Below are 15,381 nucleotides of genomic sequence, written 5' to 3'. Positions count from 1 at the left end.
GCTCTTTATTTTTTGATTTTTACTTTTTGACCATCTTTTACACTTCTAGCACCTTCTTTAATAATTTGGTTGCCATCTGCTAAACCAGATAATACTTCAATATTCGCACCTTGTGTTTTACCAGTAATAATTACGCTTCTTTTTACCAAAGCCTCACCATCTGCATTCGGCTCTTCTGCAACGAATACATACTGCTCGCCATCTGCATTTTCTGAAATTATACTAGTTGGTATTAATATAGCATCTTCACTTGTATAGTCGTTAATAGCGACTTTAGCAGAAAGATTCGGTTTAATCTTACCTTCTTTATTTGGTACAGGTATTTCAACTTCGAAAGATCTATTCGAAGGATTGATAAAGTTGCCTGTTTGTCTAATTTTAGTAATGATGCTATCACCTAATACTGGAAAATATACCAAAGCCTCTTTACCTTTTGCGACACTACCTAAATATGATTCTGGTACTTCTACCTCAATATACATATCAGATAGATTTACGATACGAAATACCTCTGAACCTGGACCAGGGGCAACTACAGTACCTTGATCTTTAATTACATTGTCAATAATACCAGAGAAAGGTGCTCTTATGGTTGATTTTCCCAACTGGCTCTGCGTTTGAGAAACCATATTTTCTGCAGCTTCATAATTGGTTTTAGCTTGTAAATATTGAATTTCTGAACCTATATTCTGGTTCCATAAACGCTCTTGACGCTCAAAAGTAGTTTTTGCCAAAGCAGCTTGAGATTTCATTTGACTTACTTGGCTAGACATACCGCCATCGTCAATGGTTGCTAATACCTGCCCTCTAGAAACCTTGTCACCTTCTTTAACATATACTCTTTGTAGGGTACCTGCCATTTCTGGGTATATCAATACATTTTGTTTAGTAGATACATCACCCTGTAATTCTAAGTAGTGATTAAATAGCTCTTTTTTAGCTGTCAATGTATTTACCAATGGTAATTTCTCTTCATTACCCAAAACGGCTATTGCAGAATCTAAAGATTTTAGTTGTGCATCAATCAGTTTTTGTTGTGAGGTAATATCATTTTTCTTAGCTCTTATTGCCTCTAGATTTTGCTGCGCTATAATATCTGCTACCGATTGCTCACCACCGCCACATGAGTATATGCCAATGGTCGCAATTAATAAAATTAGTATTTTTTTCATGATTGTATTTTTAATGATTGATTATTTAGTTTTTTGTATTTAGAATGATTTCCAATTCGGTCTTGTTATTAATTACCTCTACCATTGATTGTAAGTACTCTTGTTGGGTGCTATACAATTGTGTTTGTGCCTGTCTTAGCTCAAAACTAGTGGCAAGACCTTCTTTGTACTTGATTTGGTTTTTATTTTCAATACGTTCAGATAGTGTTAGGTTCTGCTTCGCAGTTTCGTAATTATCTATAGCTAGTGTATAATTATTTTTAGCATTCTCTAACTGTAATCTAATTTGTTGTTCAGCTTCGGTTAATTGTGTTTTTGCTTTTTCTAAAGCAATTTTAGCGCGTTGGGTGCTGGCACTTCTTTTAAATGAACTGAAAATGGGAATATTTAGGTCAAAACCTAAAATAGAAGAATCGAACCATTGTTGATCTCCGCTGAAAAAATCGAAGCTTTCTGAGTAAGCCGAACTACCATAGTTTACATAAGCATTCAAAGTAGGTAGCGCACGACTTCTTGCTAGTTTCCATTCAAAATAACGTTGTTCGTTTAAATTTTCGGCAAGCTTGTAATCTACATTATCATTAATATTGAAGTCGATACCAAGAATACCTAAGTCCATTTTTGACATGGTAAGATCTTCTAGGTTTTCTTGTAATTGTGTTGGTGCATTTAAGTCTAGACCCATACTTACATTCAACATTTGTAATGTAATATCCTTTAGTCTAAGAGCACTTTGTAATTGATTTTCTACAGATGATAGGGTAATTTGAAGTTGGTCAACACTTTCTTCTTCTCCAAGGCCGTTTTCAAATAACTTAGAAGTCTCAAAAAGATTTTTTTCGAGTGTGCTTTTATTCTTTTCTAATATTTCTATACTTTCTTCTGCTAAAAGTACATTGCCGTAAGCTTCAACTACTTGTTTTCTCACGTCTAGTTCTGTTTTCTCTTTGTTGTTTGCGCTATAGCTTAAAAATGTTTTTGTTGCTTGCACACCAACAATGTATGAACCATCAAATATTTGTTGGGTCAATGTTGCAGTTGCAGTTGCTGATTGTGGTTGAGAGAAAACTACAGGTATAAATTCGCCTGCTGCACCACCTACCAATTCTGCTGGTAATAGTGTTACAGGTTGTTTTAATTGATTAGAATACCCAATAGATCCGTTAATTTGTGGAAGTCCGTCTGCTATAGTTTCCCATTTTTGCTTTTGGGCATCTATGATATCTCTATTCGCATTAATCGCCGAATAGTTGTTTTCTAATGCAAATTGAATCGCTTCTTCTAACGTAAACGAATAGGTTTGCTCTTGTGAATATCCTAAACTAATACTTAGAATAGTGATTAAGATTACTAATTGATTTCGCATTTATTCTTGATTTGAATTGATGATATTATTTAATATGGTTTTCCCTTTTGGTGTTACAATACCTCTAATATGATATTCTAAAAATGAGTCCATTAGTTTCCCTATCGGAAATTGTTCTAACGGAAACATGTTTTGGTCTTTTACACTATTTAGACCGGTAAAATAAATACGAGCAACAAACTCCGGATTTATGTTATCTCTAAACAAGCCTTGTTTTAAACCACCTTCAACATTTAATAATATGCACTTATGCATTTTATCGAATTGCATTAGCTTAAGATTCTTATGAATTTTCGGATAGTATTTCATTAATTGGTACTGCGGAGAGCTCTTTTCATCATTTAAATGAGACATTACATACTTTTTAATCTCATACAATTCTTCAATAGCGTTTTTCTTCATCGCTATAATTAAGTCAATACCATTGCTTAAATCGCAGAACTTATTCATTACGCAATCTTCCACTAACGAAGTCTTATTACTGTACTCGCTGTATATGGTTTTTTTAGACATGCCGATTTCATTGGCAATATCGTCCATGGTAATACTCTTAAAACCACGCTCTAAGAAAAGCTGTGAAGCTGTATCCCTAATTTTTTCTTTCATAACGGCTGCAAATATACATCAGGAAACTTTAGAAACTAAAAAAGTTTCCAAAGTTTTACAATTTTTTAATGTTCGGTGGTTATTCAACGAATTTTTGAGGATTCGTAACTAACTATATATAGCTTTAATGACTTGTAGCTAGAACTATGGTTTTTTGAAAAAACCAGGTTGCGCTATTATACATAGAGGGTATAAAAGCGTTTTAAAATGTATTAATTAGAAAAGGTGAGGTATTGAATACTGATGTATTTTGAAGTAGGTATTCTAAAACAAATAGATTGTAATGGCCTTTAGTAAAGTAAAATAAGCTTATTGCCTTTTCCTTTTTGCTACAAAATAGAGAACAACAAGTGATAATAAAGCACCAATTAAGTACCATATATTAGAAGTTTCCTTTTTCGGTTGATTGATTTCGACAATTTCTAACTGTTGGTTCGCCTTTATATTGGTTAGAATTTGAGTATTACCGCCTGTCCAGTTTACAATTACCGAATCAACAGCAGTATTAGCTCCCAAACCAAAGTGTGCGATCACCGAATTTTGTGATAAATGACTAGATCCACCACCATCAATTTCTCTTATAATTCTTTTTCCATTAGCAACTACAGTTACGCGAGAGCCAATGCCATTTGCTTCAGAATCCAAACCCTTAAGAGCAACTTTTAACCAATTACCTTTTTCTAGATCATTTCTAAAAAGTCGCGTGGTAGATGCTATGGGGTAATTTAAAATAGGTTGTTGATTTACCACTAGTAAATCCATATCACCATCATTATCCATGTCAAATATTACTGATCCTCTACCAATTCCATAATCGTTAATGGCTAATTCCCTTCCTTTTTCAGTAAAAGTATTGTTGTTATTTTCAAAATAGAAATTGCCCATAGGTGTACAATTCGGATTCAGGTCTCCGTTAGAAACAAACAGATCTAAATCTTCATCATGATCAAAATCTGCAAAATTCGCACCCCAACTAATCGCTAAGTTATAAGTACCTAATTCTTTTGCCTTGTCAACAAACGGTTTACCAATACCTTGGTTCTCCATTAGCATATTGAACTTGATGTTGGTAATATAATAATCCATCCACCCATCACCGTTATAATCGCCAACAGCCGCACCCATGGCGTTAATTTTCAAGTCCATCTCGGTTTCCTTGCTGGCATCATCAAAATGGTCATCAGGATACTCATTTCGGTATAGAAAATTAGGAACAGCTTTATAACCAAAATCTTGATTTACCAATAGATCTTGGTCATTATCATTATCATAATCGGTAAAAACCCCACCAAAACCAAAACCTTTATGCCCTAAGCCATATTCATCATACACGTTTTGGAAACTTTTACCTCCTTTATTTTCTAGTAAATAACTTCTAGCTGTTTGGTTTGCGCTAACTATGGTAGCATCTTTTATAATACCCAATTTGCCTGTAAATTCTTGAAAATAATTACCTACAAATAAATCAGGATATCCATCTGCATTAAAATCACCAAAACTTGGTCCTGTACTGAAGGAGTTTAAGTCCTCTAAGCCATATTCATTCGTAACATCTTTAAAGGTGGAATCTCCATTATTTAAGAAGAGTAAATTTTTTGCCCTTGGTATAACGCTTTTACCATCGGTAGTAGTAATGGTCGTGATGAACAAATCTCTATATCCATCTTTATTAATATCGGCACTTACGACACCTTGGGTAACATATTCATTGGTAATTTGTAAACCAGAACCATCAAAAATATCTTTGAAAGTACCGTCACCATTGTTAAGGTATAGTCGGTCAGATTTTATACCACTCGTTATATATAAATCTTCGTAACCGTCATTATTGACATCAAAAACGGTAACACCACCGCCAAACGTACCTTCATAGACTTCGTATTGGTGAGCGATACCAGCAGCTTCTGATACATCGGTAAAGGTTTGTTGCGCATAGCTCATCAATCCGAATACCAGAAAGAAAATGCTACTGCTTATTTTAATAAGGGCTGAATTATTTTTTATCATTGTTCTTCCATTCAAGAGCATAAACGTTTTTTGCAATTTCCACTCCTTTTTCTAAACCTACTTCGTTGTCTAATTGTGTGTGTATACCGCCATAAAATCTAGAATCTGCAGTTTCTAATGCGGCATCCCAAAAGGTATCGAATGACCGAATTACAAAATCGGTTTCTTTGAGTTCGTCGCGTTCTCTGCCTTCATGAGCTTTATCTGTAAATGTAAATTCTTTTCCGAAGTTATGCTCTAATACTGTGGCGGCTGCTGCCGCTTGAATCGCGTGCCCAGATGGAAAGGAAGGAAAAGGTGGGTCAGGCCAGAAAGATTCCCATTCTTCATCAATATATTTTGGTACAAATGTGTTTGGTCGTTCTGTAAAAAACTGATATTTCCATTTCCAGCAATTCACGAAAGCATCTGATACTGCCATCCCTACTTGAGCATAGATTTTGGCACTTTCGATAAGTGAGATATCATGCCCATCTATAGCTAAGGTGGCAAAATAATAAGAATGCCCTGGTGGCGTAAAACTAACATCTGGATCATCGCCCCACCAAATAGCAGCTTCTTTTTCTAGCTGTGTCAATTCTAAATCTTTCAGATATACATTTTCAAACTGCTTGTAATATGGAGAACCAACAGTTGTATCATACGGAATCATCTTTGGGTCTTCGAGTTCTTTATTTGTGGACGCAAAAGTTCTATTTTCTCCCCAATGTGGGTGTAATGGATGGTGGCTGAACGATTGAGCGAATAATGGAGGTTTCCAAGAACCTGGTCGTTCTGGGTGTACCATAGTTTTGTCAAAATTTTTCAAATACCCTCTATGTCCGCCATCTGTTTTTGACCATTCGAAGATAGTTTGTGCTACAGATTTACCAAAAGCCACAGAACGGGAAACGGTTTCTTTATCTAATCCGTTTTGAAATTGTGTAAATATTACTTGTTCAAGGGAGTCAATTTTTTGAATATTTTCTTCGGATGTTTGAACGTAAATATTCTTTAAAATTTCTGATTGCCCGGCATTTAATGCTAGTACCCAATTATATTCTTTTGAATCATCTGCAATAGGAAGCTTATCTAAATCCTTTAATTGCCCATTCATTGAATTATAATCAGAAAAACCTGGTACAATAGCCTCATACATGGTAAGACCGGTATAGCCAAATGCTCTAGATGCAAAAGTGGGGGAATTCGAGGGTGTATATCTGGTAATGAACAAGGTCATATTTGCCCATTCTAAAGCAACTTCTTTATCACTCATTTTTGACTGCTCTTTTGTAGAACATGCCATTATAAGCAGTAGCAACAACAGTATGGTAGAAATTCTTATAAGTGTTTTATTTATGGTACTAGTCATCGTTAAATTAAGAGCTATTTTAAAAGTTTATAGGTTTCAGTTGCTGCGCCGTAACTAGTCAATATAAGTTCATCATTTATCAATATTGCATGGGTATTGCTTCCTTTTATTGATAGTCCAGATTTTGGTTGCGATACATATTTAAAAGTACCGTCGCCGACACCTAAAAGTACTGTGCCGTAGTTGGCATCAAACTTCCCTATTCTAAGTTTATAAAAATCATTGTTGCCTAAAAGTAGCAAATCTACAATCCCGTCATTGTTGAAATCTGAACTTATAATTTCTGAAACGGGGGCGTATTGCGATTCAACAGGTAATGGTATGTTTTGGTATTTGCCATTTGAGTTGCTCATTAAAACGGTAGTTTTTTGATGTGTTATGGTTAGTTTATTGGCCTTCTGCAATTCGGTTTCAGTGAAAATGTCTTTTAAAGTTGCATTGGCGTATTTTTCATAACTATTAAACTGTTGTCGTTTACCTGAAAGTTGACCTAGCAACTCATCTCTTGTGATATAGGGGTAACTAGTACCATCCATATAAAAATTCAAAATAGGATCTACAGAACCATTATTGTCAAAATCTGAATAATACAATTCAGCGGGAGTATCGTTGCTCAATTTAAATTGAGTATTGCTACCTATATTACCTGCAATTATATCTGGTTTGCCATCTTTATTAAGGTCAGTTATCTGCAGACTTGTCCATAATCCAGATAAAGGCTCTTCAAAAAACTGATTGGTTTCATTAATTAATTTACCATTTTTATTGAGGTAAATAGAAATAGGCATCCATTCACCAACAACTATTAAATCATCGATTTGGTCACCGTCCATGTCTGCCCATACGGCATCGGTGGTCATCCCTAAATTTTTCAGTTCTGGCTGAATAGCATCGGTCTTGTCCGTAAAATTTCCTTTGCCATCATTTATTAGAATATAGCTTCTAGATGATTCAGGAAAACGGCCGGGAGTAATAGATCCACCAACGAATATATCTAAAAAGGTATCATCGTTCACATCTGAAAAAGCAACTGAACCTGTGTTTGTTGGTATACTTGGTAAGGCAGATTCAGATTTTACAAAATTACCTTTGCCATCACCTAAATAAATTCGGTCTTGTAATAAAGGGTCATTTTGGGCAAAGTTATGGTAGCCGCCACTAGCAATGTAAATATCTAAATTACCATCATTATTTACATCAAAAAGTGCGAAGTCTGAATCGAAGCTTTCTTTGTCTACATCAAAACTAGCATTGACTTTTTTAGTAAATTTCTTAGGGTTGGTCTGAAAAAATATGGTTGTTGCTTGCCCAATGCCACCACCAATGATAATATCTTCTAATCCGTCATTATTAATATCTCCCTTCGCCATTGGCGGACCGTCATGAGATACTTGTTTTAATAAAAGTGATTGCCTTTTAAAGTCATTTACTGATGATGATCGGTGCTGGTAATTAATAGCACTTGCGACCTTTGAAAATAAGACTTCTGATTTGTCTTTTACTAAAACTGATTTTTTCGCATTACCTTCTTCAAGTACCAATAATTGATTTGTAGAAACTTGTGTGAGGGTTTCTGTGTTACCCGAATTCCAATTAATTACTAGGGAATCTATTGTAGTATTATCAGCCAATCCAAAATGTAAAATGGGCGAAACAGTTGATAGATAACCTTGAGTAGGCATCTGTTCAATTATTTGTGTTTCTTCATTACTGAAAATACTTACTTTAGAACCAATACCATTTGTATTTTTATCACTTCCTTTAAGTTCTATACTCAAATAATTATTGGTTTCATTTGGCGAATCGTTTCTGTAAATAAAAGCGGGTTTATTAATGTTATTTACCACCAAATCCAAATCACCATCATTATCTAAATCGGTATATATGGCTCCGTTACTATTTGCGGGTTGATCTATTCCAGCACTTTTAGTATTGTCTGTAAAATTTACGCCGTCTTTATTGCTGTAAAAGAAATTGGTTAGGTTAGAGGCTGGCATTTCTTTTATGAGTTCAAGAACATCTTGTCGTTGTAACCTGCCTTTAGATTGAACGTAACTATCCATGTAGTTGATGAAATCTAAATTGGTGTAATCTCTAAAATATCCGTTAGAAATAAACAAATCTTTAAATCCGTCATTATCAAAATCTGCAAATAGAGGAGCCCAACTCCAATCTGTATTTGAGATACCTGAAAGTTGTCCAATTTCACTAAAGGTATCATCGCCATTGTTCAATTGTAGCATGTTTCGCATATACTGATGATGAAATCCGCTTCTTATATTTAAATCGAATTTTTCATAATTATCCGGAGATAAAAGTAGCTTTTGGCGTTTGTTATCTTTTGGCAACATATCTAAAGTGAAAATATCTTGTAGGCCGTCATTATTAATATCCGCCACATTATTTCCCATAGAGAAGTGACTTATATGTCCCATTTGGCTGCCCAATTGGTCTGTAAATGTTCCGTTTTGATTATTAATGTACAAGTAATCTGGCACGGTGTAGTCATTAGAAATGTAGAAATCTTGCCATCCGTCGTTATTGATGTCACTTATTGCAATACCTAATCCGTAGGTTAAAGCAGAACCGCTAACGCCTGCTTTTTCGGTAATGTCGTAAAATTTATTATCTCTTTGTTCAAATAGGCGAGTACCTTGAAACGGGTCGTCTTTTTTTAAAAATGCTTTTGTACTAACTTCATTTAATACTGGTAATGATTTCGGATTATGGTTTAGTAACAGCATGTCTAAATCGCCATCTTTATCATAATCAAAAAAATAACCTTGGTTGCTGAATGCAGCACTTGCCAAACCATATTCTTCAGCTTGCTCTTTGAAAATAGGAATGTTATTATCGTCGTTACCTTGATTGATAAAAAGTTGATTTTTACGCTTAGCATCTGGTAATGCTCCTGAATAACATAGGTATAGGTCTAATTTACCATCACCATTTACATCTGCAGAAGTAATGCCTGTTTTCCAGGGTCCTGGTCTGCCATTGACTTTTGAAATTGCGGTTACGTCTTTAAAAGTAAAATCGCCTTCATTTAAATAGAACTTATTTTCAGCCATATTAGAGGTGAAATATAAATCTTGTAATCCGTCATTATTAAAGTCTCCTGTAGCTACGCCACCACCATTATATAAGTATTCATATACCAATACATTAGCATTTAGCCCCTCTTTTAATGTGTTCTGAAAAGTTACGTTCGTTTCACTGTCAGATAACAGTGTAAATAAAGATGGTTTTTCTGGCTTATCTATAGTAGCCGTTACTTCATCTTTTTTAGACTTTTCTGTACAGCTTTGAAGAAGTGTACATATAATAAGAAAATAGAGAGTTAGATTTTTTGTCATTTGCTTAAAAGTAAAAGATCTATCCCAAAAGGGGATAGATCTTTAAATTAACTCAATTTAAACTTAACTAATAACCCGGATTCTGAATCAATAGGTTATTTCTGTTGATTTCATCTCTACTAATAGGCATGAAATACATTTTGTCATCCCAAGTTCTAGTTTCATTATCATTATTATCAACAACGGTATAGGTGTAATCATATACTGTTGTGTCATATTGATAAGGAGCTCTTGGTGTAGCACCTGCTTTAAGGGCTGCGGTAACTTTCATTACTTTAATACCTCTACCCAATGTTTGGTCAGCGATCATCCATCTTCTGGCATCATGGTATCTATGCTCTTCATAAGCTAATTCAACCCTTCTTTCGTTGATATAGTCTTCTAAAAGCTCAGTGCCTGATGATTCAATTGCTGGCATACCTGCTCTATAACGAATCTTGTTCAGCCAATTTCTAGCTTCACCTTCATCACCAAGTGCAATCGATGCTTCTACATAATTCAATATAACTTCAGTATAACGAATAAACGGCCATGGCACTACCTGTGCACTTGATTGATTGTCTACTAATGATGGATCTGAATCAATAAATTTACGAACGTAATATCCTGTTCTACTTCCATTCCAGTTTTCAATTGGAGAATCACGCATGTCAACACCTGCAATAATTCCGCCACTACCATCTGCATAAGTACCTGTTTGAATTTCATTGTAAGGATCAATAGCAGCTACATCATCTGGTCTTGGTTTCCAAGCAGCACCGTCGTAAAGAACAGTTGCAGTCAATCTTGGGTCTCTGTTGTCATAAGGAGCAGCAGCGTGCTCAGGATTGCTCCAATCGAAATCAGAACCATCCATCATTTGGTAATCATCTACCAATTGTTGAATAGGTGTATTACCTGCCCAGTTATGGTAACCGTTTGGACCGTTATTAATCCCTTGGTGAATACCACCTAAAGGCCAGTTACTCTCAGCTGTAAATAATGGTGAGTGTGTTCTTTCAAATAAAAGTTCAGATCTTGCAGCAGCATCACCAACAGCACTTCCACCTCCCATAGCAATGGAGATATAAGTCTGTTCAGCTTCTTCTGCAGATGCAGGCGCTGCTAAATCTAATTTGTAACCAGTTGTTGCATCTAATACTGCCTTGGCTGCAGTTTTAGCTAACGTCCATCTAGCATCTCTATCGCCAGAAGTGTAAGCAACTAATTCTAGATTTGAGTAACCACCCAATGTTGCCGATTTTGCGCTAGCTGTAGGGCCGTCGCGTAAATCACTTGCTGCATATGTAAGTACTCTAGATTTTAAACCCATAGCACTTAACATTGATGCTCTACCAGGTGTAACGTCTTTACCGTCTAACAATGAAATTGCTTTGTCTAAATCATCAGTTACGAAAGTTACGTTCTCAGCGTATGTTCCTCTAGCTATTGTATAGTCGTCGTCAAGACCATAAGGAGCATCTATTAATGGTGCACCACCATAAAAGCGCATTAGTTGATGATAGTAATAAGCTCTTAAAAAATGAGACTCACCTAGTAATCTATCTTTTAGTGCTTGGTCATCAAAAGCAGCATTTGGTAATTCTTGTATTGCGATATTCGCTTTACGAATAGCTAAATACAACTCGTTCCATTGCGGAATGATATTTACATTCCCCGTACCTGACGGTGAAAGTGAACCTTCGTTAATTACATTAACCCCTCTACCAGAGTGGGTAAACATTGCTTCGTCCGTTAATGAAGATAAACCCTCTTCCTCAAATCCTCCATAGCCTAGAGATGAGTACACATTAAATACAAAAGCTTCTGATAAAGCCCCATCTGCCCAAGTAGCATCTGCGGAAATTGCATCTAATGGTGAAGTTTCTAAAAAATCTTCATTACACGAAATAGGTACTAACGCTAGCGTTAGTAAGCCTAAGAGTACTAATTTTCTTTTTTTCATGATTTTTTTTTAAAATGTTAAACTAAAACCTGTGTTAATAATTGACTGTTGTGGGTAGAACTGACCACTATTACTAGTCGACTCAGGGTCATAGATATCTTGAGCTGCCCATGTAGCCAAGTTAAGGCCGCTCATGTATACCTTGAATTTAGAAAGTCCGAACTGACTAATCATTTCTGACGGGAAATTATATGCTAGTTGAACATTCTTAAGTCTTATATAATCTTTACTAAAAAGGTTATATGTATTATTTCCATAATCACCACCTGTATAATACGTATCTCCTCGACTTGCTAGTCTTGGGTGTACACTACTTGGGTTATCTGGACTCCATCTATTATCGTAGCTATACTTTAAGAAGTTACCGATATCTCCAGATTCTGTTTGAATGAATAATTTGGCACCTGTTGCACCTTGTAATAAAAGTGAAAGGTCAAAATTCTTATAAGAAGCATTGAAGGTAACACCAAAGTTGAAATTAGGATTGATGCTGTTTGTTAGTCTTACTTGATCTAAATCATTAATAGCACCATCACCATTAACATCTTTAAATTTCATGTCACCTGGTTCTAATTGAGGCTTAACAGCACTATAGTCTAATGTATTTGCGCTTACGGCTGCTTCATCAATGAACACACCATCTGACTCATATACTAAGTACGAACCAATTGGCTTTCCTTCTTGTAATTGATAGTCTGGAGCTCCAGGAATTTCATCTAAAAATTCAACACTGTTTTGAGCATAACCACCATTTACACCTACATCCCACTTAAAACCATCAACACTACCGCCGAAATAGTTTAAAGCAAATTCAAAACCTTCATTATTTACCTTACCAGCATTAACTGGAGGTAAAAGGGCAGAAATACCTGAAGAACCTGGTGTAGAACCTGTTTTCTGAATTAGAATTTGATCACGTTTGTTTAAAAAGTATTCTAAGGTGAAACTCAATTTGCCATCAAGCACTATACCATCTAAACCAATGTTATAGTTTTTAGCACGCTCCCAAGTAAAGCTTGGGTTAGCCAATAAGTTTTCGAATAATGTAGTTTGTACTTGACCATTTACAGGGTACTGTCCGAACTCATAAATAGACTGATATGCATATTCCTGTAATTCGTCATCTGTAATCTCGCCATCACCATTGGAGTCAAAAGAAACTTGATCGTTACCCATTTCACCGTAAGAAGCTCTAAGTTTTAAGTAACTGATTGAATCTACATTGAACCAATCTTCGTTATTAATGTTCCAACCAAGTAATAAACCTGGGAAGAAACCGAAACGATCATCACCTGGGAAGATGTAAGAACCATCAACTCTCCAAATAAATTCAGCCAAATATTTTTCTTTGTAGTTGTACTGAGCACGACCATAGTAGCCTAAACGAGTTCGGTTATATCCATAACCATCTGTTTCTTGTGCAATTTCACCACCAACGCCAAGTTGATCAACTGCCGTAGAAAGATAATTTCTTCTAAATGCTGAGAAAAACTCACCTTGAAAATTTTCACGTGTAATACCTGCTAAAAGACCAATGTTATGATCTTCACCAATGGTTCTATCATAAGTTAATATACCAGTAAGGTTAGTGTTTAGTACATTATTAGATGATTGTAATAATCTTGCGTCTGTAAAATTTGAACGAATAGATCCGCTTAGTTCAGGAGTTCCTGTTGCAATGTAGTTTGCACGGTCTAATGAATAAAGTGTCCATGGTGTTTGCCATAATTTTCTACGTAACTGGCTTTGATCTACACCTGCGGTTAAATTTAATTTAAGACCTTCAACCCATGGGTTCGTAATATCAACCGAACCAGTAAATTGTAGGTAATCTGTAGGTTGTTTGTCATAACCAGTAGCATTGGTTGTAACAACAACTGGTTGTTGACCATTTTCAATATCAGGTCCTGGTAATCCGTTTGGCCATATTGCAGGTTCATTTGGTCTACCTCTCATTAACATTCTAAAAATAGCACCTGCACCTTCAGTAGGGAAAGTTCTATCTTCCTTCCTGTATGACATGCTCAACTTTGTAGAAATGTAGTCGTTAATTCTAGCATCGGTATTTAATCTAAAATTATATTGCTGATACCTGTTAGCAGAATTCTTATAGATAGCACCTTGATCAGAATAGCCTAAAGAAGCATAATATTTTAAATCTTCATTACCACCACTAATAGATAGATTGTGTCTTTGTTGTTCTGCCCAATCTTTAAAAGTTGCACCGAACCAATCTGTGTCTGGGTATAACCATGGATCTGCACTAGTTCTATAGTTGTTAATTGTCTCTGGACTAAAAGCTGCATTTACAGTTTCTGCAGGGCTGCTGCCAGGTATTGTATAGCTACCAGAATTTTGAAATGCAGTATTTGCTGTACCCCATTGCGATGCTGGTATGTTACTATTGTAAATTGCCAGTTCGTTCATTATGGTTTGGTACTCTACAGCACTAGCCATTTCTGGAGTTCTTGTCGGTCTTGTAAGTCCGAAATCGGCTTTGTAGTTTATTTGCATTTTGCCAACTTTACCAGTTTTAGTGGTAACTATAATTGCACCGTTTGCAGCTCTTGCTCCATATATTGCAGCCGAAGCATCTTTAAGTACAGAAATATTAGCAATGTCATCTGCATTAATACGACCTATACCACCATCTCTATCTGGTATACCATCAATTACAATTAATGGTTGGTTGTTACCCAAAGTGTTTGTACCACGAATGCTAATAGTAGATTCGTCATTACCAGGCTCACCACTGGTTTGTACGATTACTACCCCAGGTAGTCTACCTGCCAGCGAGTTCGATACACTAATTGCGGGCGAACTTTCTAGAACGGGACCTTGTACCGCAGTAACTGCACCTGTTACAGTTGCTTTTTTCTGTGTACCATAACCAACGACAACTACTTCGTCTAGGTTGGCAACGTCTTCTTCTAGAGAAACGTTGATGGTACTTTTGTTATTTACGGGTACTACAACAGCTTTAAAACCAATATAGCTAAATCGTAAACTAGAATTGCCATCATCGATGGTGATGGTAAAATTACCGTCAAAATCTGCTTGTACTCCCGTTGTTGGGTTATTTGCATCAATGACAGATACACCCGGTAACGGCATGTTGTCTGAGGCTGATGTAATAGTACCTGAAACAGTTGTTTGTGCGTGGAGACTGGTCAAGAGAAATCCACTAAAAAATAAAATCATCGTTAAGCCTACATGATTTCGAATCATGGAAAACTTAGGAAAGTTTTTTTGATAATTCATAAAGTTAGTTGTTACAGTTGTTAGTTATTGTTGTTGGCATTGGAATCATAATCTCATGGAAGCATTTTGAGATAAAAAGACTATGATACACTATGCTACTATAGACAAATATATAAATTAATGTTAATTTAATAAATTTTGCTTGTATATATTTAGAATATGATATTTGAAATACAAAATATTAAGGATCTGTTATCGTTAACATTTTATTAGGAGTCCCTATTTGTAGGGGTTTTCGTTTGGATATGATTTTTTTTCAATCAAAAAAAATTTTTAAAAAAGTTTCGCTTGAAAGCTTAACTTCATTTTTAATTACG

General features: G+C 35.5%; 8 protein-coding genes. All 8 read right to left on the bottom strand.

Annotation, left to right across the window (positions count from 1 at the left end):
• Positions 1-5: 5 nt before the first annotated feature.
• Positions 6-1,172 (bottom strand): efflux RND transporter periplasmic adaptor subunit, encoded by a 1,167-nt coding sequence (locus QSV08_RS14875; RefSeq protein ID WP_324024419.1) that lies wholly within the window; start codon positions 1,170-1,172, stop codon positions 6-8.
• A gap of 25 nt (positions 1,173-1,197) precedes the next feature.
• Positions 1,198-2,538 carry a TolC family protein gene (locus QSV08_RS14870; RefSeq protein ID WP_324024417.1) on the bottom strand — a complete coding sequence of 447 codons (1,341 nt, stop codon included), beginning with the start codon at positions 2,536-2,538 and terminating at the stop codon, positions 1,198-1,200.
• Positions 2,539-3,144: a TetR/AcrR family transcriptional regulator gene (locus tag QSV08_RS14865; protein WP_324024415.1), complete on the bottom strand. Its 606-nt coding sequence runs from the start codon at positions 3,142-3,144 to the stop codon at positions 2,539-2,541.
• 309 nt (positions 3,145-3,453) lie between these two features.
• Positions 3,454-5,151 carry a CRTAC1 family protein gene (locus QSV08_RS14860; protein ID WP_324024413.1) on the bottom strand — a complete coding sequence of 566 codons (1,698 nt, stop codon included), beginning with the start codon at positions 5,149-5,151 and terminating at the stop codon, positions 3,454-3,456.
• Positions 5,138-6,502 (bottom strand): phosphatase PAP2 family protein, encoded by a 1,365-nt coding sequence (locus QSV08_RS14855; RefSeq protein WP_324024411.1) that lies wholly within the window; start codon positions 6,500-6,502, stop codon positions 5,138-5,140. The genes QSV08_RS14860 and QSV08_RS14855 overlap by 14 nt, the downstream gene beginning before the upstream one ends.
• 14 nt (positions 6,503-6,516) lie before the next feature.
• Positions 6,517-9,858, bottom strand: a complete 3,342-nt coding sequence (locus QSV08_RS14850; protein ID WP_324024409.1) for a VCBS repeat-containing protein — start codon at positions 9,856-9,858, stop codon at positions 6,517-6,519.
• A 67-nt stretch (positions 9,859-9,925) separates the two neighbouring features.
• A complete protein-coding gene (locus QSV08_RS14845; protein WP_324024408.1) occupies positions 9,926-11,803 on the bottom strand; it encodes a RagB/SusD family nutrient uptake outer membrane protein in 1,878 nt (625 codons plus the stop codon).
• A gap of 9 nt (positions 11,804-11,812) precedes the next feature.
• The gene (locus QSV08_RS14840) at positions 11,813-15,064 is read right to left on the bottom strand and encodes a SusC/RagA family TonB-linked outer membrane protein (RefSeq protein WP_324024406.1); all 3,252 of its coding nucleotides are present in this window, start codon (positions 15,062-15,064) and stop codon (positions 11,813-11,815) included.
• Positions 15,065-15,381: the final 317 nt, after the last annotated feature.

The organism is Maribacter sp. BPC-D8, assembly GCF_035207705.1.
In the GTDB taxonomy this organism is placed as follows: domain Bacteria; phylum Bacteroidota; class Bacteroidia; order Flavobacteriales; family Flavobacteriaceae; genus Maribacter.
This window is presented reverse-complemented; position numbering and strand designations above follow the sequence as displayed.